Genomic DNA, 22,411 nt, shown 5'->3' on the forward strand with positions numbered 1-22,411 from the left:
GCTATCCGTACTGCAAACCGATTATTTACCGCCGCCTAGTGCATCGCTAGGCGGCGTTTCATTTTTTACATCTCGCTATGCGCAAAGCCATTTGCGCCACTGATTGCTTCAACGTACTGTCGTCCACCGGAATTAATGGGCAATTTTGCTAAAAAACCACCTACTGACGACATTAACCTCATGAGAAACCCACAAAATCGTGAAGAAAGCCTAAAGCGAGGTGCGTTCACTCGCTTTTTAGACAGCGTTGAATGGCTGGGCAACTTACTACCACATCCGGTAACACTGTTTGCCATTCTGTGTGTATTGGTAGTGGTCGCAAGCGGCATTGCAGGGGCTCTCGGCGTTTCTGTTGCCGACCCACGACCTGCCAATGAAGGCGAATGGATTGCAGTTAACTCACTGCTTAATGCAGAAGGCCTGCGCCGTTTAGTCACCGAAATGGTCACCAACTTCACCGGCTTTGCACCGCTGGGTACGGTGCTCGTCGCAATGCTGGGCGTTGGCGTTGCTGAGCATTCGGGCCTACTTTCTGCCAGTATGCGCGTCCTGGTCCTCAACCGCTCGCCGCGCATTGTCACTTATGCCGTCGTCTTTGCTGGCATTATGTCGAACATGGCCGCTGAGCTTGGCTATGTGGTACTGATTCCGCTTGCCGCTATGATCTTCCACTCGTTGGGGAGACATCCACTGGCGGGCCTTGCCGCCGCTTTCTGTGGGGTATCCGGTGGTTATAGTGCCAACCTGTTGATCGGCACGGTTGATCCGCTACTCTCGGGCATTACTCAAGAAGCCGCGCGACTTCTCGACCCCGCTTACATTGTGGGCGCAGAAGCCAACTGGTTCTTTATGCTCGCCAGCACCTTCTTTGTCACACTCATTGGTGGCTTTGTTACCGAGCGCATTGTAGAGCCTAAGCTTGGGAAATTCGATTCCACCTACGCTGATAGCGACATTGATCAGCAACGCATGGATGGCCTGACAGCAACTGAGAAACGGGCGTTAAAAGGCACTGGCTTAGCAACGTTAGCTCTAATAGCACTTATCGCCGTCATGGTGGTACCCGAGAGTGGCATATTGCGTGACCCTGAAACAGGGTTGGTTAGTGGTTCTCCCTTCTTACGCGGCATTGTCGTGATCGTTGCCGTTTCCTTTACCCTACTAGGTTTCACCTACGGCCGTTTGGCTGGCACGATGCGCCATGACCGCGACGTAGTCGATGCCATGGCGAAGAGTATGAGTAGCCTGGGCCTGTATATCGTCTTGGTATTCTTTGCAGCGCAGTTTGTGGCGCTGTTTAACTGGAGCAACTTTGGCACAGTGACGGCTGTTGCAGGCGCTGATCTGCTACAGTCCCTCGGCCTGAGAGGGCCTGGCCTCTTCGCCCTATTCATTATTATGTGTGCGTTCGTCAACCTGTCATTGGGCAGCGCCTCAGCTCAGTGGGCGGTGACGGCTCCGATCTTTGTACCGATGCTAATGCTAATGGGCTATGCCCCTGAAGTGATCCAGGCGGCTTACCGGATCGGCGACTCAGTCACTAATCTAATCACCCCCATGATGAGCTATTTCGGGTTGATTCTTGCCGTGGCCACGCGCTACCGGAAGGATATGGGTATTGGCACCCTAGTTGCTATCATGCTGCCCTATACGCTGTTTATGCTGGTTGGCTGGACGCTGCTGTTCTTTATCTGGGTATTTGTCTTTGGCCTGCCAGTTGGCCCTGGATCCGCGACCCACTACACGCTGTAAGCTTTTTCATCGCATCACGCTGATGGCATAACGCAAAAAGCCCGCCGTTGATAGAACGGCGGGCTTTTTATCGGCGAGTACTTTTATCAGTAAGTACTTTACCAGCAAGCACAAAGGCGTCTATGCCTTTATCCCTGACTGACTTACTCGTCTAGGAACGAGCGTAGCGGTTCCGAGCGGCTTGGGTGGCGCAGTTTGCGCAGCGCCTTCGCTTCAATCTGACGGATCCGCTCACGGGTAACGTCAAACTGCTTACCCACTTCTTCCAGCGTGTGGTCGGTATTCATATCGATACCAAAGCGCATGCGCAGCACTTTCGCTTCACGGGCAGTTAAGCCGCCCAAGACATTACGCGTCGCCTCGATCAAACCTTCGCCTGTAGCCATATCAATCGGTAACAGCATGGTGCCGTCTTCGATAAAGTCACCCAGGTGCGAATCATCATCATCACCAATCGGCGTCTCCATAGAGATCGGCTCTTTGGCAATTTTTAGCACCTTACGTACTTTATCTTCCGGCATTTCCAGGCGTTCGCCCAACTCTTCCGGCGTCGGCTCGCGGCCCATTTCCTGCAGCATCTGGCGAGATACACGATTAAGCTTATTGATCGTCTCAATCATGTGTACCGGGATACGGATGGTGCGCGCTTGGTCAGCGATAGAACGCGTAATCGCCTGACGAATCCACCATGTGGCGTAGGTCGAGAACTTGTAACCACGGCGATATTCGAACTTATCAACCGCTTTCATCAGACCAATATTGCCTTCTTGAATCAGATCCAGGAACTGCAAGCCACGGTTGGTATACTTCTTAGCAATCGAGATAACCAAACGCAGGTTCGCTTCTACCATCTCTTTCTTGGCACGGCGTGCTTTTGCCTCACCAATAGAGAGCTTGCGGTTAACCTCTTTGAGATCGGCCACGGTGAGCTGCACCATGTCTTCTTCAAAGGCGATCTTGCGCTGCGAGCGTGCAATGTCTGCGCGCAGTGGCTCAAGGCGATCCGCGTACTTGGGTTGCGCTTCCTGGAAGGCATCCAACCATTTCGGGTCAGACTCATACCCAGGAAACGACTTAATGAACGTTTTGCGCGGCACTTTGGCTTTCTTAACGCACAGCTGCATGACCGCTTTTTCCTGGGCACGCACTTGCTCTACGCTGATGCGTACTTGACCAACCAAGCGCTCAAAATGCTTTGGTACCAGCTTAATGGGTGAGAACAGCTCAGCAAGACGCGCTTGCTCACCCTTAAGTTCGGCGCTACCACGACCATACTTCGCTAATGCAGCTTCCACCGTAGCGTTCTGCTCGCGAATCTGCTCGAAGCGCGCTTTCGCTTCTTCAGGGTCTGGTCCACCTTCACTCGCCGTGCTGTCATCATCCTCGTCGTCTTCGTCGCTATCGATATCATCATCGCTTAGCTCTGGTTCGACTTCGGGTTCAGGCACTTCAGCTTCAGCAACGCCCGGGATCCCTTCATCAGGATCGATAAAGCCAGAGAACAGATCAGACAAGCGACCAGGCGCTTCTTCATCCTGCGTGGCATCATAGGCGTCGAGAATAGAATTAACCGCGCCGGGCAAATATGCCAGCGCTGACATGACTTCTCGGGTACCTTCTTCGATCCGCTTAGCGATTTCAATCTCGCCTTCGCGGGTTAGAAGTTCAACCGTACCCATCTCGCGCATGTACATGCGCACAGGGTCGGTAGTGCGACCGACGTCGCTTTCCACGGCGGCGAGTGCCGCAACGGCCTCTTCCGCAGCGGACTCGTCCGTGGAGTGATCCGACATCATCAAAGTGTCTTCATCCGGCGCTTCTTCAACGACACTGATACCCATGTCGTTAATCATGCCAATGATGTCTTCCACTTGATCCGGGTCGGCGATATCCTCGGGTAGATGGTCGTTGACCTCGGCATAGGTCAGGTAGCCCTGCTCCTTACCGCGCGCGATCAACTCCTTCAGACGCGACTGCTGCTGCGCATTTCCAGCCATAGAAACCCTATCTCGACGAAGAAGAATGAAACACCTGGGGCGCTGAATCGATTAAACTCAACAAGCCGAACAGTATAGCGTAATCAGCAGGTTTTTTTCCAGCGAAACGTATTTGCGCGGTCATCCAGGTGTGTTAGGTTGTTCGGTTAGGCCAATGTTTGGCAACTGACCTCTTTATTTGGTGTCCAGGTTAAGAAAATTCAACCCCACCACTTCAGTTACGCTGAACCAGCTCCATTACCAAGCTAGCCAGACGCTGCCTTTGTGCTTTATCAAGCTTTTGGCCAGAGCGCTCTAAATCCAGCAACGCTTGATACTCTTCCTGGGGCGAACGTTTTCGTTGAACCTCTAAAAGATGCTCAACCAGCCCCGCAAGCTCAGCTTCCCGAGCCCCTTTGGGAATCAGTAACTCCCGAGTAGCCAGCTCAGCTAGCACTTGCCCTTCATGGCTACCCTGAAAGTGTGCCAACACCACTTGTGGGCTGCGATAACGCCCAGCACGCAGTAACTCAATCAAGTTACGGCATAGCGGCGTTTCTTCACCCTCCGGCAACCAGTCCAAGCTGTCAGGCAGTGATGTCACCAAGCGGGGCTCGTGCAATAACAGCTGCACGATACGCGCGACGGTAGAAAGTACCTGGGTGCGCACGTGAGTCCGGTTCGCGGGGCTCTTTTTCCGCGTAGTTTCTGAACGGCGAGCCTGATCCTGCCGTACTTCCTGCTGCGGCTCAGCAACTAGCTCCCAGTTTGCAGCATCTTTCTGTGCAGCATTTTTGATTCGCTTATCAAGCAGCACCTGCAACTGTGCCTGAGCCAACCCACTGCGCTTGGCTAACGCTTCCATCAATAACGATTTGAGCATGCCATCAGGCACTTTGTTCAATGCCTCCAGCACCTGACTTGCAAACCGCTCACGCCCTTCTACGGTATTCAGGTCACGCCCCAGGGCCGCCTGCTCAAAGAGAAATTCAGATAGCGGCATTGCACAGGTAACGCGATCTTGAAACGCTTCGCTTCCTTCACGACGTACCAACGTATCCGGATCATCGCCTTCAGGCAGAAATAAAAACCGCGCCTCACGACCATCGATCATCAGCGGCAGCGCTGTTTCTAACGCACGACTAGCGGCTTGACGGCCTGCGCGGTCACCATCGAAGCAAAACACAACGCGACTAACCAAACGAAACAGTCGGCTCAGGTGATCGTCGGTAGTCGCCGTGCCCAGCGTTGCTACGGCGTTATTAATACCGAACTGGGCCAGTGCCACGACATCCATGTAGCCTTCGACGATAACCAGCTGCTCAAGCTTGCTTGAGGCCTGACGCGCCTCATATAAGCCATATAGCTCACGCCCCTTATGAAAGACAGGGGTTTCCGGTGAATTAAGATATTTAGGCTGTTCATCGCCCATTACCCGACCACCAAAGGCGATAGTACGCCCTCGCAGGTCACGAATGGGAAACATCACTCGGTCACGAAAACGGTCGTAGGTTCGCCCAGTATCTTCACGGTGAATCAGCAAACCATACTCTATCTGGACAGGCTCACCGATGCCTCGTTCGCTGAGGTGCTGCTTTAGCGCTTCCCACCCACCAGGTGCATAACCAATACCATAGGCACTGACGACGTCCGATGATAGCCCACGCTCCTGCAGGTAACGCTGGGCGCCCTGGCCCTCCTGCATCTTTAGCCGTTCTCGGTAGAAGCTAGCCGCAAGCTCCAGAAGATTGACGCCCTCTTTGCGCTTCTTCTCGCGCTGTTGAGCACGCGGATCATCGGCTCCCTCTCTAGGAACCTCCAGCCCTAAACGACTAGCTAACTGCTCAACCGCGTCAGGAAAAGGCAGTTTGTCGTATTCCATCAGAAAGCGTAGCGCATTACCGTGTGCGCCGCACCCAAAGCAGTGATAAAACTGCTTGTCGGCGCTGACGGTAAACGACGGCGTTTTCTCTTGGTGAAAGGGGCAAAGACCCGCGTAATTACGCCCAGCCTTTTTAAGCTGCACACGCTCGCCTACCACTTCAACCACGTCAACGCGGCCAAGCAAGTCGTCTATAAAACGCTGTGGAATCTGGCCTGCCATGAACTGCGGGCATCCTCGCGCAGTGCGCTTGCGGGCGCGCTTAACGTCATCAGACAGCGCGTCTGATCACCTTAAACAACGCATAACATGGTGCATGAAACGAAAAACAAACGGCCACCTAGTGGCGGCCGTTTGGCATCCCTCTTGAGATAACCCGCTAACTACGCTGGCTATCCCCAGGTACGGATCAATAGAGCCGTTCGAAACGCTTTTGCTCACGCTGAATCTTCTTGGCGTGGCGTTTTACGGCAGCTGCCGCTTTGCGTTTACGCTCAGCAGTCGGCTTCTCATAGTGCTCGCGGCGGCGTACTTCAGAGAGAACACCGGCTTTTTCGCAAGAACGCTTGAAGCGACGCAAGGCGACGTCAAACGGCTCGTTATCACGTACTTTTACAGAAGGCATTAAGCACTCACCTACCTTAAGGAGTCTTGAGTTCGGATAGTACGTACGCTAATGAACATAGCGTACGACCCAGTTTACAGCGCAAAGTAGTCTAGTCGTGGTTGGCGATCTTTGCAAATGCTTACGCTACTCATACATGACAATGCTAAACTAGCGCATTGATTGGCAGCACTGCTTTTTATCCTGCAGCTTTTTAACGTACCCAAAATTTTTAACTTACCTAGAGTTTTCTGTGATGCGTGTACTGGGCATTGAAACATCTTGCGACGAAACGGGCGTTGCGATTTACGATACGTCGCTTACTGGCGGCTGCGGCCTGCTCGCCGACGCGCTGTATAGCCAGATTGCTATGCACGCTGAATATGGTGGCGTGGTGCCCGAACTTGCCTCCCGAGACCATACACGCAAGCTGTTGCCGCTTATTGAACAAGTGTTGCGCGACGCCAAGATGACACGGCGCGATCTAGACGGCATTGCCTACACCGCAGGCCCCGGCTTGGTAGGCGCACTCATGGTCGGTGCTAGCACGGCCCACGGCATGGCGCATGCGCTCAATATTCCGGTACTTGGCGTACACCACATGGAGGGCCACTTGCTGGCGCCGATGTTAGAAGATGATGCACCTGACTTTCCCTTCGTCGCATTACTGGTTTCCGGCGGACATACGCAATTGGTAGAAGTGCAGGGGCTTGGCCGCTACCAACTATTGGGGGAGTCGGTTGACGATGCCGCCGGTGAAGCCTTCGACAAAGCTGCCAAAATGCTTGGGCTTGCTTACCCTGGAGGCCCTCAGGTCGCCAAGTTTGCCGAACAGGGCGACCCAAAACGATTTCGTTTTCCACGACCAATGACCGACCGCCCCGGCCTGGATTTCAGCTTTTCCGGATTAAAAACCCATACACTTACCGCTATTCGACAGTTAGAAATCGCCTGCGAACTAGACCCCCAGGCTCGGGCCGACGTCGCCAGAGCCTTTGAAGAGGCCGTGGTGGATACTCTGGTAATCAAGTGCCGCCGCGCACTGGATCAAACCGGGTTAAAGCGCCTAGTGGTCGCCGGGGGTGTCAGCGCCAACCTACGTTTGCGCGAACGCCTCGCCATTGAAACCGAGAAACGCAACGCCCGCGCTTATTACCCGCGGGGTCGTTTTTGCACAGACAATGGCGCAATGATGGCATATGTCGGCGCTCAACGGCTGGCTGCCGGCGAACAGGATGAACGCGGCGTAATGAAAGCCACGCCCCGCTGGCCACTCGATACATTAACGCCCCCTAATGCGGCTTAGGCGTCCACCTAATCATGCAAATTTGGCTCTTCCCCCCGACGTAAGCGGCGAATATTCAACCCGTGGCGGGTCAGGACCAGCACGCTGAAACCGCTAACTACTCCCACATACGCGGGGGCTAGCCAGAGACAAGCCAGTGGTGCTATCAGTGCGCTGATTAACGATGCCACGGCCGCGGTTCGTAGTCGCCATGCCAATAGCGACCAGCACACAGCGCTTAGCAGCGCTACACTGGGCACCAATACCAATAAGACACCAAATGCGCTGGCCACCGCCTTGCCGCCACGAAATCCATGCCAGAGCGGGTAACTGTGTCCTAATAGCACTGCCAGCCCTACAATACCTTGCAGCCAAATAGGTAGCGTAAGTAGCTTAGCTGCTAGCACCGCAGGTATAGCTTTGAGTGTATCCAGCAGCAACGTGGCTGCCGCCAAGCGCGGCCCATAGAGTCGCAGCACATTAGAAAATCCTGGGTTACACGAACCGCAAAAACGCGGGTCGGGCACACCCGCCAGCTGACAAACACTTAGTGCCGCCAGCCAACTTCCGCATAAGTAGCCCACTACGACCCATATCATGGTCTGTTCACCATGCCTTGCCTCTGCTCTGCTGTCGTTTCACGCCATCCTCAAGTACAATCGCCCGCTTGTTGACGCTGAGGGAAAGCCTGTGGATCGCATTTTGATCGAAGCGCTGGCAGTAGACACCGTAATTGGTGTGTACGACTGGGAGCGCACAATAGTCCAGTCACTGCGCTTGGACTTATCACTCGCGACGGATATTCGGCCGGCTGCCGCTACCGACGATTTACGCTTAACGCTCGATTATGCCGCCATTTGCCAGCGAATCCAGCGCTTTGCTGATGAACACCAGTTTGCGCTGGTAGAAACGTTTGCTGAACGCTTGGCAGAGTGCCTACAGTGCGAGTTTCCCATCTGCTGGCTACGCCTCATTGTGCGTAAACCTGGCGCGGTGCCTAAGGCTGCCAGCGTAGGTCTAGAGATTATTCGCGGCACGCTACCGGAGGAGGCCTCCAAGGATCGGCACTTATGAACTTGGTTACTCTTAGCTTAGGCAGCAATATTGATCCCGACACCCATATTCGCCTGTGCCTGGATGCGCTTGAAGACACCTTTGGGCACCTACAGATATCGCGTATCTTTGAAAGCGAACCCGTGGGCTTTAAAGATAACCGTAATTTTTACAACCTTGTGGTTGCCTTTCAAAGTAGCTGGACAGTGGGCGCGCTACAAGCGTGGTCCAAGCAGTTAGAAATTGCCCATGGCCGCACCCCAACGATGCTCAAGTGCAGTCCGCGCGCGCTCGATATCGACCTGCTCACAGTGGGCAACGCCTGCGGCACTCTTGATAACGTTAGTCTCCCTCGGGCGGAAATCACCCAAAATGCGTTTGTTCTACAACCATTAGCAGAGCTATTGCCAAATGAGCGACACCCTATCTGCAATACGCCGTATGCCACACTATGGCAACGTTTCGAGCTTGGCGAACAGCGCCTATGGGCGATAGATTTTTATTGGAGGAACCGCTGGGTATCCCTTGCAGACAGTGAAAAAAGGTCGGCCAGCGCTCGTTAACCGCCCGTCAGTACACTTAACGTAATAGTGCACCAGCAACTGCCATTTGCCGATGCTCGCGCAGTGCGCCGCCAAGTGCTGCACCACGATACCCCTTCGCTAGCAGCGCCTGAGGACTCACCTCTTGTGCCGCTTTCCACGCACTGACCAAGGGCGCAACATTGTCTGCTGACAGCCCCCTAATAAGCTGGAGCTGATTTTCAACCTGAGCGGGCTTACGCCAGCCATCTAAACGCTCCAACCAGTGCAGAACGCGTTCAGCGCTTAGCGGCTCACCCAGCAACCCCTTACTTAGTGCCGTATGGCGCGCCAGCTGCGCCACTGCATTGGGTAATTTTAGCCGAGCGGCTAACGCATCACGCTGATCATCGTCCAGCACCGACACCAACAGGCCATAGCGCCAGTGGGCAAGCGGCAACTCACTATTGGCCGGCGCCGCAGCCATCGCTTTAAGCGCGCTGTTTAGTACCGATTTTTCAGCCAACTCAGGCCACCAGACCACTAGCGCATCGCAAGCAGCCAGTGCAGTGAAGTAACTGTCTGGGTTTGGCTCGCCCAATGCTTTTTCAGTCTCCACCCACACACGTTCAGCCGCCAAGTGGCTTAACTCGCCGCTGCGACTAACCTGACGCATTAATGCAAGGGTTTCAGGGGCAATGGTGAATCCCAGATGCGCATAACGGGCAAGAAAACGGGCCGTGCGCAGTACCCGCAGAGGGTCTTCACTAAACGCAGCCGACACATGACGCAACACACGCCGCTGAATATCTTGCTGGCCGTTAAAAGGATCGGTTAATACCCCATCAAAGCGCTGCGCGATAGCATTGATAGTTAAATCACGTCGTGAGAGGTCATCCTCTAACGTCACATCCGGACTTGCATGCACTTCAAAACCGCTGTAGCCGTGGCCAGACTTTCGCTCGGTGCGCGCCAGCGCATACTCTTCTGCGGTATCGGGATGTAAAAACACCGGAAAATCGCGACCTACGGGTTTAAAGCCCCGCTGCCGCATGATCGCTGGTGTGGCACCCACCACTACCCAGTCGTTGTCATACACCGGCCACCCCAGCAGTTCGTCGCGAACGGCTCCGCCAACACGATACACAGCGAGCCCTTGCGTTTTCGCATCTACCTGAAACACTGCATCGCCCTTTTTTTAATGTCTCGGCTGACGGCTTGGCACGCTGGTACGCTTACCGGTTGCCAGGTTCATTGCGGTTAATGAGCCGCCCCACACGCAGCCAGTATCCAGAGCTTCAACATTAACCTGTGCTTCTGGCGTGTGGCCTCCTAGCGCAGCCCAGTGCCCAAACAGTAGCTGAAGAGCATCTTTTCTTGGGTATTGAAACCAGGGATAAAACCCTTCCGGCGCGCTTTCCAACCCTTCTTTGGCGGCAAAATCCAGCCGGCTATCGGCATCGATAAAACGCATGCGGGTAAACACATTGACGAGACAGCGCAGACGATCCATCCCCTCTAAGCTGTCATGAAAACAATCTGGCTGGTTGCCAAACAGCTGCGTTAAAAAATCACCCGCGCGCTCACTCAACAGAGCCGCCTGTACTTCTTGGCTAAATGACACCGCCTGATCAGCGCTCCAGGAGGGCAATACCCCAGCGTGAGTCATCAATGTGTTGCCTTGCTTGACCGCCAGGGGTTGGCTTTGTAGCCAATCCAATAACTCCTCACGCCTCGGTGCGCTAAGAATATCGTCAAGCGTGTCGTGCCTTTTCAACTTACCGCCACCGCGGGCCACCACAAGCAGATGAAAATCATGGTTACCCAGCACACATCTCACAGCGCTGCCCAACGCCTGGACTTCCTGCAAACAGGCAAGCGACCCTGGGCCACGATTAATTAAGTCGCCGACCAACCAGAGCGTATCGCTAACAGGGTTAAAGCTAAGCTGTTCCAGTAAGCTGACAAACTCGGCATGACAGCCGTGCAGGTCACCAATGACATAGGTGCTCATGGGCTACACCTTGTATGAGAATGGTCAATGAAGCTGACGTGGCACTGCCAAACGAAAGGGAGCAATGGGTACATCAAAGGCACGCTGGGTACATGTATCCAGTAGCGTATAAGCGCCTTCCATCACACCCACCGGCGTTTGCAGAATAGCCCGACTGGTGTAGCGAAAACGCTGGCCTGGACCAATCAACGGCTGCTGGCCGACGACCCCTTTACCACGCACCTCTTGGCTGTCGCCGTTTCCCTGGGTGATTTTCCAGTAGCGCGCCATTAATTGAACACTGTGAGGGCTTTGGTTGTGCACTGTCACGGTGTAGCTAAAGACGTAGCGCCCTTCGCTATCGCTAGACTCCCCAGCGTGGTAGTCGGGCGTAACGCTAATGCTTATGGGTAAGCCACTCACGTCTGATCGCTCCCCTTACCACTGAGCGATTCATCAGCGGCCACCTGGTTAGCAATGGCAACATACTCGGCGACGGTGAGCGTTTGAGGGCGCCGTGCAGGGTCAATTCCCAGCGCTTCTAGCGTTTCTGCGTTCACCCTGCCTTTTAGGTTATTACGCAGTGTTTTACGCCGTTGCCCAAACGCCAGCTTGACCAGTTCAAACAGTAGCACGGGATCATCTGCCGTGTGGGGCAAGCTTGCGTGGGGCGTCAGCCTGACAATGGCGGAGTCGACTTTCGGCCGAGGCACAAAGGCTTCCGGCGGCACGATAAACAACTGATCAACATGACAGTAATATTGAGCCATGACTGAAAGGCGCCCCCAGTCGGTGCCACCAGGCTCGGCAGCCAAGCGTTCGACAACTTCTTTTTGCAGCATGAAATGCATATCGGCAATCGCATTGCCCATAGTCAACAGATGCACAATCAGCGGCGTTGAGATGTTGTAAGGCAGATTACCGACTACCCGCAGCGCCGGGCCGTCACCCTTCAGCGCGGCGAAGTCAAACTTCAGCGCGTCGCCTTCATGGATAATAAAGTCGGGGTAGTTAAAAAACTGCACCCTCAAACCAGGGATCAGGTCACGGTCTAACTCAATGACTTCAAGCTTTCCTGTCGCCTCTAACAGCGGAGCAGTCAGCGCGCCTTGACCTGGGCCAATTTCGACAAGCCGGTCACCTTCACGGGGCCCAATGGCACGAACAATGCGCGAGATAATGCCAAGGTCACGCAGAAAGTTTTGACCGAAGCGTTTACGAGCGCGGTGCTGCTGAGGCACTTGAGACATCTAACAGTGTTCCTTGGAGGGTTAATTCATGAAGCCGACATGGCATTGCTACGCTGCGCTGCAAGTCGCTTTGCTAGCGCTAAGGCAACGCCTAGGCTATTGGGGTCGGCAATACCGCGACCAGCTAAACTGAGCGCGGTGCCATGATCGACCGAGGTACGTACCAGTGGCAGGCCAAGCGTAATATTCGCCGCCTGACCAAAGCCAGCATATTTTAGCACTGCCAGCCCTTGGTCATGATACATCGCCAACACCGCATCAACGTCCACCAAGTGGCGCGGCGTGAAAAGCGTATCAGCGGGAAGCGGGCCTTGAATATCAAAACCTTCTGCGCGCAGCGCATTGAGCGCGGGAATAATAATATCCAGCTCCTCACGCCCAAGGTGGCCATCCTCCCCGGCATGGGGGTTTAAGCCACACACCGCAATGCGTGGGGCAGCAAGGCCAAACTGGTGCTGCAGGTCTGCCGCAAGAAGGCGGCCAACCTGTACGACTCTATCGTAGGTAATCGCATCAGCTACGTCACGCAGCGGCAGGTGGGTAGTAACCAGTGCGACCCGCAGATCACCACTGCCCTCCCAGCGACTGGACTGGGTGTGAAGCGCATTGTCAGTGGCTAACAACATGACGACCTCATCGACCCCACAGGCGTCACGCAGCCACTCAGTATGACCGGTAAAGTCAGGGTAGCCACCTTGAATAATCACCCCTTTATGCAGCGGGGCGGTTACCATCGCGGCGGCGTGTCCTTGCTGGCAGGCATCCACAGCGATTTGCAGCGTCTCTAACACATAACCTGCATTTACCGGGTTGAGAACGCCGGGCAGCGCTGGCTCGCGCAGCGCGGCAGGCCAGACGACCAATCGCCCTGGCGCACAGACCTCTCTACTCCCCGGCACAGCATTAACCACCTCTACCGCCAGGCCAAGTAGCTCCGCCCGCTCACGAAGCATATCTGGGTCGCCAACCGCCACTACGTTGCCCAGCAGTCCCTTCGCGGCCAGCATCAGCGTTAGCTCTGGCCCGATACCTGCAGGCTCACCGGTAGTGATTAAGAGCGGCGCGCGATGACTCATGCTCATTAAAGCCGAATATCCACAAAGGCTTGCTCGCGAATTTCACGCTGCCAGACCTGCAGTTCTTCGTCAGCACGGCGCTGGAAGATCGCTTGACGCACCTGTTCGCGCTGGCTCTCTTCGGTAACATCTTGACGGCGACGTTCAAGCACCTCAATCACGTGGTAGCCGAACTGAGAGCGAACGGGCTCCGAGAGCTGACCCGTACTGAGAGAACTCATAGCCTCTTCAAAAGCAGGCACCGTTTGCCCTGGGCGAACCCAGCCTAGTTCACCACCGTTCATTGCGCTGCCACGATCATCGCTGAATTCACGAGCTACTGAGGCAAAATCTTCGCCCTGCTGTAGTCGCTGACGCGCCTGTTCAGCACGGGTGCGTGCCTGATTTTCATCGCGATTGGGAGTAAGTTCTACCAACACATGACGCGCACGCGTCTCTTCTGAGAAGGCTTGCCCTTGTTGGGAGGGTTGTTGGCTGAGGAACCTCTCAACATCGCGCTCGTTTACCGACACACGCTGGCTAATTTGGCGTTGCTGCACTTGGCGCATGAGCATTTCACGGCGCACTTCTTCACGCACGCTAGCCAGCGTCATGCCGTCGGCTTCTACGACGTCAGCAAATTCATCTAACGTCATACCATTAGACTCAGCAATGGTACGCAGCTGTCGATTCAGCTCAGTATCATCGACACTGAGATTGGCTTGGCGAGCCATCTGCAATTGAATTTCGTCCACCACCATACGCTCCAGCACCTGCTGGATTAACTGGTCACGTGGCGGCAGGTTTCCACCTTGCGCCTGGGCCTGCTGTTCCACATGGGCAAGACGGTCACTTAGCTCGCTCTGCATAATGACACCGTCGTTGACCACGGCAACAACGCGATCCAACATCTGGCGCTGAGTGGACTCAAAGTTCTGAGCATGAACCGCTAGCGGTACCAGTGCAGCACCAGTCCCAAGGCAGATTGCCAACATGCCACCTGCAGAAAGCAGTTTTGCCCGCGTTTTTAAGGCACGAGTTAGCAGGGTCTTTCTGGTCGTCATATAAAAGTCTCTTTCAGTCAGTCGCCATTTAACAAAATTGCTACAGGGGCGTAGGGCGATAGCCAGGAATGGCTTGTTCAAAGTAATTGTCAGCCTGCTGACCAACGCCACCCAGGCCACGGAACACAAAGCGTAGAAACAACCCTCGGTCGTTGAAGTCATCCTCTACGCGGGCAGTATCGTTATCATCTACCCATTCACGCCATACCAGCTGAACGCCATAGCAGCAATCATTCCACTGTACGCCCGCTAGCTGTTCAAGTGCGCGATCGTTGGTTTGATCGTGCAGATAGCGGCCAATCAAATCAATCCTCGTGCTGGCTTTCCAGGCAAATGAGAGATCCCACTCTTCGCGACTGTAGTTACGATACCCATCATCCCCCGGCACCACGCCAGGATCGAAACCTTCGATCTCCCAACGGTAGCCAAGGTTCACTACATGACCTTTAGGATGGCGATAACGTGCATCTACGCTGGATCGTTCCGTCTGTTCGCGCTGATCGTCATAGAGCCATTCATAGCTGGCACTCCATCGATCATTAATTTTCCAGTCAACGCGTGAGACCAGTGGTGAACGGTCACGCGTCGCTTGATAGCGGCTTAACGGATTAACATTTGGGTCATCTTCCGAATAGGCAGGCAACGTATCTGGATCACCGTCACTATCAATGCGCCGCTCCGAGAAATAAACGCTTTGCCCGATACCAACTGTCAGCCGATCTTGCCCAGCGGCATCTTCAATCAAGCGCGACTGAAGACCCAACGATACGCGATTGAGGTCGCCTAGGCGATCGGCACCCGAAAAGCGATAAGGCGACCATAGTTGATCCCAGGAAAACGCGCGTTCACGGCTGTCAAAGTCAGGCAATTGGGTCTGATTGGTACGCGGTACATAGGCGTAGTTTAGCCGCGGCTCTAACGTTTGCCGGTAGTCTCGTCCACGTAAATCGAGCTCGCGCTCAAAGACCAGTCCACTATCAATCGACGTGATGGCAGCACTACGGCTGGGTGACGTGCGGCGATCAGTGACACGGTCACCGTAATCAAGTTCATAAGCGGTATGCCACAGTTCAGTGCGCGGCTCTATGAAGCCCCAGGGCTGCTCATAACGCCAGCCTACCGCCGGCGTGAGGTGCAAACGCGAGCCCGTGGCAGCGTCACGCTCCGGCACTCGGCGCTCATCGACATCACGCCAAAAATAGGTCGCGTTAGAGCGCCACTGTGTATAAAGACCATTAGCGAGCTGCCAGTCGGAATTGGCGGTCAGGCTAGGCAATCGATAAAACGGCTTATCGGAATCGCTCAACGGATCCTCTAGCCTTTGAAACCCCTGCGCTCGAGCATCTAACTGCCAGCGTTCGCCGCGATAGCCCACCTGGGCAAGACGCTCCATACTAACGCGCTCATTATTACCAAACTCGCCACCAAAATCGTCAAAATAGCGGCCATCACTGGCAGCACCGTAGCGCAGCTGGTAGTCACTCCGTGGGGTTATCGACCCCTCATGCTGGGCATCAATATACCAACGCTCTTCGCCTTCAAACCGGTTGTCCCCGCTATTGCTGCCACTGTCATGATCAAGGTAGGCCCCTTCAATAGTGCCTTGGCTCTCTTCCAACAAATAACGGTACTCGCCATTGAGCAGCAGCCCGCGATCCGACATCCAACGTGGCGTAATCGTGGCATCATGGTTAGGTGCAATATTCCAGTAGAATGGCTGAGCGTAATCAAACCCATCGGTTGAAAAGCTAATCGATGGAGACAGCAGGCCAGTATGGCGGCGGTCATCAATAGGGAAACGAAGCCAAGGCCAATAAAAAATAGGGACATCTTTCACTTCTAAGCGAGCGTGGCGTGCAGTGCCAAACCCCTCAGCCTGATCCAGTTTGATGTCACTGCCAACCAGTTGCCAACTATTCACCCCCGGATCACAAGTAGTAAATGTTGCGTTTCGAAGGCGATACTGTGCCTCACCAGTTTGCTCCAGCTGGCTGGCCTGTCCACGCAGATGCTGCTCGTAGAGCACATAATGGCTATTGCGCAGCGAGGCACGATCTTCATTGAGCATTAACGTAGCGCTGTCGCCCCGCACCAGTGCCTGGCCATCACGCAGCGCCAAATCACCCTCTGCATCAACCTGCTGACGGCCTGCTGGGATAAATACTTGATCTGCCTGAAGCTCAGTATTGCCACGCCTTAGCACTACATCGCCACGCAGCAGCGCCTCACCATCTGCGGCGTAATCCACTTCCCAGGTTTCCACCGACAACGTTTCGGGGTTATCTTCCGCTGGCAAGCGGTATTCGGGCATCACATACCGCCCCCTGCATAGCTGTAGCGACGCGTCGTCCTGGCCCCAGGGCTGCCAATCCAACGCTTCAGCAGGAAGGGGCTGTACTTGTGCTACCGCTGAAAACGAAGCGCCGGCGAGCAAACTGCCCAGCAACGTTTGCGCAACCGGTGAGGTGCGCGAGATTCGCTTGCCCATGTTCGTTATCCTTGGCATCCAGAATCGGTATTATACAGCCTGCATGATGCCCGACCAGCAAGGAGCTTGCATGTCCTCATCTAGGATTAACGCCCTCACCCTGTGGGCGGCACAACAACATGGCCTTGATAGCGCCGCCATTCAGCTTTCCCCTGCGGGTGGTGATGCCAGTTTCCGGCGCTATTTTCGCTTAACGCTGCCCAATGGCAGCACCCAAATGCTCATGGATGCCCCCCCAAACCAAGAGGACTCCACGCCCTTTGTCACCATTGGCAAACGCTGGCACGCAGCAGGATTACCTGTTCCCCAGGTGCATGCCGCTGACCTAGACGCCGGTTTTTTATTACTGGACGACTTAGGTGACACCCCGCTTCAGACATTATTCACTAATAAGGAGCGCATCCAGCAGCAACATCTTGATGCACTGACGCTGGTTGCTAAGTTACAAAACCGTGCTAACCCAGAGCTGCTACCCCCCTATGACGCAGCGCTACTTGCCCGAGAGTTGGATCTCTTCCCAGAATGGTGTTTAGAGCGTTGGTTGTCGCTACCCGCGCCAAGCAGTTGGACCGTAATGCGCGACTACCTTATTGAGCAGGCGCTTGGGCAGCCCGTTGTCAGCGTGCATCGTGACTTTGATGCGATGAACCTCATGCGGCACGAGCAAACACTATATATGATTGACTTCCAAGATGCGGTGGCCGGCCCACTCAGCTACGATGTTATTTCCCTACTGAGGGGGCGTTACTGCCGTTTCTCCCAGGAACAATTTGCTTATTTCGTCACTGCGTTTTACCACCAAGCACGCCAGGACGGACGACTGCCCAGCCATATCAGCGAAGCAGACTTTATTAGCCAATGCCAAGCCATGGCCGCCCAACGCTCACTTAAGGTACTGGGAATTTTTTGCAGGCTTACCCTACGCGATGCCAAGCAGGGGTACTTAGCACGGTTGCCGCACTTTTTATCGCACTTAGAAGATAGCCTAGTCGCGCTACCTGATCACAGCGAGTTTACTGAGTGGGTGGGTAGCACGCTTCGCCCCGCTATTCTTCAACAGCTGGCGGAAAGCAACTTATGAAAGCGATGATCTTAGCCGCAGGGCTTGGCAAGCGCATGCGCCCATTGACCGACCATTGTCCAAAACCGCTGCTTCCAGTGGCTGGAAAGCCACTGATCGTGCATCACCTTGAAAAGCTAAAGCTCGCAGGCATTAACGAGGTCGTGATTAATGTTAGCTATCGCGCAGAGCAGATAATGGCAGCACTGGGCGACGGAAGTCGCTTCCAGCTACGTATTCACTGGAGTCAAGAAACGACCCCCTTAGAGACAGGTGGAGGCATACAGAAGGCATTACCATTATTGGGCGATGCGCCGTTTCTGTTGGTTAACGGGGACGTGTGGTGTGACCATATCCCCTCAGAGACCCGTTTACAGCATGATGACTTGGCTCATCTGGTGTTGGTTGATAACCCACCTCACCATCTCGTTGGTGATTTTACCCTTACGCATGGCCGCGTTGGCTTGGAAGGCAGCTCGCGCATGACCTTTGCAGGCATTAGTATACTGCGGCCTGAGCTTGTCGCCCGCGAGCCGATGGGCACGTTTGCCCTGGCGCCGCTGCTAAAACAAGCCATAGCCAATCACCACGTCAGCGGCGAACACTTTTCAGGCCACTGGGTCGATGTAGGCACCCCCGAAAGGCTGAATGAGCTTGAGCACTTTCTTTTAGCATCAGCGCAGGAAAGCCAGCGATGAAGCAGTGCGCTTATCAATAGAAATGTTATGCTGCGCGACTTACCTTTCGTCGCCTAGATGAGGAGAGCAACGTGAAAGCAAGGGTAAAATGGACAGACGGCCGCCAATTCGTTGCGGAATCGGGTAGCGGACATAGCGTTGTCATCGACGGACCGCCTGACCATGGCGGCCGTAATACGGGCCCTCGCCCCATGGAAATGCTGCTAATGGGCATGGGCAGCTGCACTGCGTTTGATATCTTGAATATTCTCGATAAAGCCCGTGCTGATGTCACCGACTGTGTCGCGGAACTGGACGCCGAGCGTGCCGATGAAGTGCCCTCCGTGTTTACCAACATCCACGTGCACTTTGTGGTGACTGGTCGCAACTTAAAAGAGAAGCAAGTACAGCGAGCAGTCGAGCTCTCCGCAGAGAAATACTGCAGCGCCTCTATCATGCTGGTACAAGGCGGCGTTGAGATAACTCACTCCTTTGAGATTGTCGACGCTTGATCAATTCAGGGCGACACCTTCCCGCGGCATTTAAAACGGTATGTAAAACCGTCTCAACGACAGTCTTAATGGCAGTATTAAAAAAAATGGCGCGACCGGATGCATACCGTGCCCCAGGCGGGCATAATACGCCCGCTTGTTTATACCCCTACTGCGTAGCAAACGGGTGCTTTGAAGAAAGCAATCCCAGCATCACGGTGACAAGTTTTTATCGGTTCCGGCGCTGGCTCGTCGGGGTGTCTTCATCTGCCATAGGGAGGTTCGGACGTGTCAGATAATCTCCGACTCCACGGGTTCAATAACCTGACCAGCTCGTTGAGCTTTAACATTTACGACATCTGTTACGCCAAGACCGAAGAGCAGCGTGAGGCTTATATCGATTATATCGATGAGCTTTACAACGCCGAACGTTTGACGCAGATTTTGAAAGATGTGACCAATATTATCGGCGCTCATGTACTTAATATTGCTCGCCAAGACTATGAACCTCACGGCGCCAGCGTCACCATTCTGATCGCTGAACACGAGCTGGATGAAGCTAATCCAGAGCACACAGAACCTGGCCCGGGGCCGCTGCCTGAAACGGTGGTGGCACACCTTGATAAAAGCCATGTGACAGTACATAGCTATCCCGAGTCTCACCCTGACAATGGCATCAGCACGTTTCGTCTGGATATTGACGTATCTACCTGCGGCCACATCAGTCCGTTAAAAGCGCTGAACTACCTGATTCACAGCTTCGACTCTGACATCGTCACGATGGACTACCGAGTTCGTGGTTTTACCCGCGACGTTGACGGCAAGAAACTATTTATTGATCACGACATCACCTCGATCCAGGACTATTTGGCAGACGACACTAAGCACGCCTACCAAATGATCGATGTGAATGTGTATCAAGAAAACATGTTCCACACCAAAATGTTGCTGAAAGATTTCGAGCTGGATAACTATCTGTTCGGCACTTCCCGCCGCGACATTACGTTTGAAGAAGCGCGAGATATTGAAAGCCGGCTACGCAAAGAGATGCTAGAAATTTTCTATTCACGCAATCTCGACTAACGCATGCACTAAGCGACCAAAAGGCGCTATCGAAAAGCCGCCCTACGACACTCGTAGGGCGGCTTTTTTTGATCATTTCGTGGTATTCTGACAATCGCTAATAGAAGCCTGGCTCGCCTTCCGGACGCGTTTTAAACCGCCGATGAAGCCACAAGTATTGTTCAGGATGCTTACGAATTGCCCGCTCGATAAACTCATTCACACGGGTAGCGTCGGCTACTTCATCCCCACTGGGGAAATTCTCAAACGCAGGCAAGCACTCAATGGTGTAGGTGCGATCGTCTGGATTACGATGAAACATAAGCGGCACCACGGGCGCGCCCGTCATTCGGGCAATTTTTGCGGTCAGCCTAATCGTGGCTGCTTGCTGACCGAACAGTGGCGCAAACACGCTAACATCGCGACCAAAATCCTGATCCGGTGAATACCACACGATGTGGCCAGCTTTAATCCTGCGCACAACACCACGCAAGTCATGACGATCGATCGCCTGACCAAAAATACGCGAACGGGCACGGGTCATGAAGCGCTCAAAAAGCGGGTTGTTGTGTGGGCGATACACTACGTCCGCTGGGAAAAACAGTGAGTGTAATGCCCCACCTAAATCCAGCGTTGAGAAATGTATCCCTACTACCAACACGCCTTTTCCCTGTGCTTTGGCTCGGGCGAGATGCTCTTGGCCATGATAGGCCACGCGATGGCGCAACCCTTCCGCATCGCGACACCAGCCGGTAGCCGTCTCCACCAGCCCTATCCCATTGGCGATAAAGGTTTCTTTTACTAGTTGACGCTGCTGATCAGCGCTTTTCTCAGGAAAGCACCGTGCAATATTGGTCGCAGTGATATGTCGACGACGCTTCGCGAGACGCCACGCCAACAGGCCAATAATTTTCCCAACCCATAGCTTAAAACGCCACGGCAGCCAGGCGGCCACCACCATTGAGCCAATAGCGAGCCAAGTTGGCCAGTAACGAGGATGTATGAAAGCACGTGGAGACGACGTTTTGGACATAAGATAACCGTTTAAACATGAGCCTCGTTATAGTGCCGCGGAACTCTGGGCAGCACGCCGGTCAACAGGGTGTAGCTGATGGTATCGCAGTAACGGGCGACTTCATCAATCGACAACACAGCCCCATTGCTGGCGGAACCCCACAGCACTACCTCACTACCAATGGCAACCTCTGGCACATCGGTAACATCCACTGTCAGCATATCCATAGAGACCTTACCCGCAATGGCACAGCGTTGGCCGTTTACCAACACTGGGGTGCCATCTACCGCGTGGCGGTCATACCCATCGCCATAACCCGCCGCTACCACAGCAATTTTAGAACGCCGCGGGGCCTGCCAACGACCGCCATACCCGACAGGTTCGCCTTCATCAAGCTCGCGCAGGGCAATAATCTCTGAACGCAAGCTCATCACCGGACGCAGTTGCCGAGTAATTTCATTGGCTTCTTCCAGCGGGTCGCTGCCGTACAGCATAACGCCTGGACGATTCCAATCGCCGTGAGCGACGGGCCATGCCAGGGTTGCAGGCGAGTTTGCTAAGCACAGGGGGGCACCAAGCTTTTCTGCCAAGGTCGTTAAGGCTGCCATCTGCTGATTAAAGTAGCTCCCCTCACGAGCATCTGCCGTGGCAAAGTGGCTCATTAAATGCAGTGCCGTGACCTGGGGTGCGTTCACTAAGCGCTGCCAAACACCAGGCGCTTCCTCTGGGGAGAACCCTAGGCGGTGCATACCTGAATCCACCTTTAACCACACTGGGATTGGCTGGCGAGGAGAGAAGTCTAGTAGAGCAGTCACCTGCCATTCACTGTGGACACTGATCCAAAAACCGTATTGGTCGACCAGCGCCAATTCATCGGCAGTAAAAATGCCCTCAAGTAGCACAATGGGTACTTTAATACCGCCTTCACGCAGGCTAATCGCCTCTTCTATAGAGGCGACTGCAAATGCAGGAACATCGGCTTCCAAGGCGCGTGCGCACTCAAGCGCACCATGCCCATAAGCATCTGCCTTAATGACCGCTACCGAGCGACTTTGAGGCGCGCAGCGGCACGCCAACTGATAGTTATGACGCAAGGCGTCTAAATCAATATGAGCCACGAGTGGGCGCATCACATTTCTCGCTTACACAATAAATAGTTAACGGCTGAACAACCAAAAGACGG

21 protein-coding genes are annotated in these 22,411 nt (G+C 54.3%); 8 read left to right on the top strand and 13 right to left on the bottom strand.

All coding sequences use genetic code 11. The features are described 5' to 3' along the window. Positions 1-180: 180 nt before the first annotated feature. Positions 181-1,752, top strand: coding sequence for an AbgT family transporter (locus HZS79_RS10465; protein ID WP_179927832.1), 1,572 nt, complete (start codon positions 181-183; stop codon positions 1,750-1,752). Positions 1,753-1,895: 143 nt separating this feature from the next. Here the strand turns inward: HZS79_RS10465 and rpoD are convergent, their stop codons facing one another. The 3 genes from rpoD to rpsU form a co-directional block, all read right to left on the bottom strand. After that, positions 1,896-3,749, bottom strand: coding sequence for an RNA polymerase sigma factor RpoD (rpoD, locus tag HZS79_RS10470; protein WP_162217798.1), 1,854 nt, complete (start codon positions 3,747-3,749; stop codon positions 1,896-1,898). A gap of 214 nt (positions 3,750-3,963) precedes the next feature. Continuing rightward, the gene (gene dnaG, locus HZS79_RS10475; RefSeq protein ID WP_179927833.1) at positions 3,964-5,832 is read right to left on the bottom strand and encodes a DNA primase; all 1,869 of its coding nucleotides are present in this window, start codon (positions 5,830-5,832) and stop codon (positions 3,964-3,966) included. A 187-nt stretch (positions 5,833-6,019) separates the two neighbouring features. Further along, on the bottom strand, positions 6,020-6,235 hold the full coding sequence (gene rpsU / locus HZS79_RS10480; protein WP_007113641.1) for a 30S ribosomal protein S21: 216 nt from the start codon (positions 6,233-6,235) through the stop codon (positions 6,020-6,022). A gap of 235 nt (positions 6,236-6,470) precedes the next feature. Here rpsU and tsaD point away from each other — a divergent pair, with 235 nt between their 5' ends. Beyond that, on the top strand, positions 6,471-7,520 hold the full coding sequence (gene tsaD, locus HZS79_RS10485; protein WP_179927896.1) for a tRNA (adenosine(37)-N6)-threonylcarbamoyltransferase complex transferase subunit TsaD: 1,050 nt from the start codon (positions 6,471-6,473) through the stop codon (positions 7,518-7,520). Between the two features lie 8 nt (positions 7,521-7,528). On the opposite strand, the gene plsY is transcribed toward tsaD, so the two are convergent. Further along, positions 7,529-8,098, bottom strand: a complete 570-nt coding sequence (gene plsY / locus HZS79_RS10490) for a glycerol-3-phosphate 1-O-acyltransferase PlsY (RefSeq protein ID WP_162217796.1) — start codon at positions 8,096-8,098, stop codon at positions 7,529-7,531. Positions 8,099-8,189: 91 nt separating this feature from the next. Between plsY and folB the strand changes: the two genes are divergently transcribed. Both folB and folK read left to right on the top strand, forming a co-directional pair. Continuing rightward, positions 8,190-8,573 carry a dihydroneopterin aldolase gene (gene folB, locus HZS79_RS10495; protein WP_179927834.1) on the top strand — a complete coding sequence of 128 codons (384 nt, stop codon included), beginning with the start codon at positions 8,190-8,192 and terminating at the stop codon, positions 8,571-8,573. After that, positions 8,570-9,115: a 2-amino-4-hydroxy-6-hydroxymethyldihydropteridine diphosphokinase gene (folK, locus tag HZS79_RS10500; RefSeq protein ID WP_162217794.1), complete on the top strand. Its 546-nt coding sequence runs from the start codon at positions 8,570-8,572 to the stop codon at positions 9,113-9,115. The genes folB and folK overlap by 4 nt, the downstream gene beginning before the upstream one ends. A gap of 16 nt (positions 9,116-9,131) precedes the next feature. Here folK and HZS79_RS10505 read toward each other — a convergent pair whose 3' ends face one another. The 7 genes from HZS79_RS10505 to HZS79_RS10535 are packed head-to-tail and all read right to left on the bottom strand — an operon-like array spanning position 9,132 to position 16,923. Next, positions 9,132-10,256 (bottom strand): tRNA nucleotidyltransferase/poly(A) polymerase-related protein, encoded by a 1,125-nt coding sequence (locus HZS79_RS10505; protein WP_179927835.1) that lies wholly within the window; start codon positions 10,254-10,256, stop codon positions 9,132-9,134. Between the two features lie 15 nt (positions 10,257-10,271). Further along, complete coding sequence (locus tag HZS79_RS10510; protein ID WP_179927836.1) at positions 10,272-11,087, bottom strand: symmetrical bis(5'-nucleosyl)-tetraphosphatase; 816 nt, start codon at positions 11,085-11,087, stop codon at positions 10,272-10,274. 24 nt (positions 11,088-11,111) lie between these two features. Next, positions 11,112-11,489: a Co2+/Mg2+ efflux facilitator ApaG/CorD gene (gene apaG, locus HZS79_RS10515; RefSeq protein ID WP_162217791.1), complete on the bottom strand. Its 378-nt coding sequence runs from the start codon at positions 11,487-11,489 to the stop codon at positions 11,112-11,114. Beyond that, a complete protein-coding gene (rsmA, locus tag HZS79_RS10520) occupies positions 11,486-12,316 on the bottom strand; it encodes a 16S rRNA (adenine(1518)-N(6)/adenine(1519)-N(6))-dimethyltransferase RsmA (RefSeq protein ID WP_162217790.1) in 831 nt (276 codons plus the stop codon). The genes apaG and rsmA overlap by 4 nt, the downstream gene beginning before the upstream one ends. A gap of 26 nt (positions 12,317-12,342) precedes the next feature. Further along, positions 12,343-13,392: a 4-hydroxythreonine-4-phosphate dehydrogenase PdxA gene (gene pdxA / locus HZS79_RS10525; RefSeq protein ID WP_179927837.1), complete on the bottom strand. Its 1,050-nt coding sequence runs from the start codon at positions 13,390-13,392 to the stop codon at positions 12,343-12,345. 5 nt (positions 13,393-13,397) lie between these two features. Next, positions 13,398-14,435 (bottom strand): peptidylprolyl isomerase, encoded by a 1,038-nt coding sequence (locus tag HZS79_RS10530; protein WP_179927838.1) that lies wholly within the window; start codon positions 14,433-14,435, stop codon positions 13,398-13,400. A gap of 40 nt (positions 14,436-14,475) precedes the next feature. Further along, the gene (locus HZS79_RS10535) at positions 14,476-16,923 is read right to left on the bottom strand and encodes an LPS-assembly protein LptD (RefSeq protein WP_179927839.1); all 2,448 of its coding nucleotides are present in this window, start codon (positions 16,921-16,923) and stop codon (positions 14,476-14,478) included. Positions 16,924-16,993: 70 nt separating this feature from the next. Between HZS79_RS10535 and HZS79_RS10540 the strand changes: the two genes are divergently transcribed. The 4 genes from HZS79_RS10540 to speD all read left to right on the top strand — a co-directional run bounded on the left by HZS79_RS10540 (position 16,994) and on the right by speD (position 20,234). Then, complete coding sequence (locus tag HZS79_RS10540; RefSeq protein ID WP_179927840.1) at positions 16,994-18,004, top strand: aminoglycoside phosphotransferase family protein; 1,011 nt, start codon at positions 16,994-16,996, stop codon at positions 18,002-18,004. Next, a complete protein-coding gene (murU, locus tag HZS79_RS10545) occupies positions 18,001-18,681 on the top strand; it encodes an N-acetylmuramate alpha-1-phosphate uridylyltransferase MurU (RefSeq protein ID WP_179927841.1) in 681 nt (226 codons plus the stop codon). The genes HZS79_RS10540 and murU overlap by 4 nt, the downstream gene beginning before the upstream one ends. A 71-nt stretch (positions 18,682-18,752) precedes the next feature. After that, entirely contained in the window at positions 18,753-19,172 is a 420-nt protein-coding gene (locus HZS79_RS10550; protein ID WP_162217784.1) for an OsmC family protein, read from the top strand. 267 nt (positions 19,173-19,439) lie between these two features. After that, a complete protein-coding gene (speD, locus tag HZS79_RS10555) occupies positions 19,440-20,234 on the top strand; it encodes an adenosylmethionine decarboxylase (RefSeq protein ID WP_162217783.1) in 795 nt (264 codons plus the stop codon). Positions 20,235-20,331: 97 nt separating this feature from the next. Here speD and lpxL read toward each other — a convergent pair whose 3' ends face one another. Together lpxL and alr are read right to left on the bottom strand one after the other, a co-directional pair. After that, positions 20,332-21,246 (bottom strand): LpxL/LpxP family Kdo(2)-lipid IV(A) lauroyl/palmitoleoyl acyltransferase, encoded by a 915-nt coding sequence (lpxL, locus tag HZS79_RS10560; protein WP_162217782.1) that lies wholly within the window; start codon positions 21,244-21,246, stop codon positions 20,332-20,334. An 11-nt stretch (positions 21,247-21,257) separates the two neighbouring features. After that, complete coding sequence (alr, locus tag HZS79_RS10565; protein WP_162217781.1) at positions 21,258-22,358, bottom strand: alanine racemase; 1,101 nt, start codon at positions 22,356-22,358, stop codon at positions 21,258-21,260. Positions 22,359-22,411: the final 53 nt, after the last annotated feature.

Source organism: Vreelandella zhaodongensis (genome assembly GCF_013415115.1).
Lineage (GTDB): Bacteria > Pseudomonadota > Gammaproteobacteria > Pseudomonadales > Halomonadaceae > Vreelandella > Vreelandella zhaodongensis.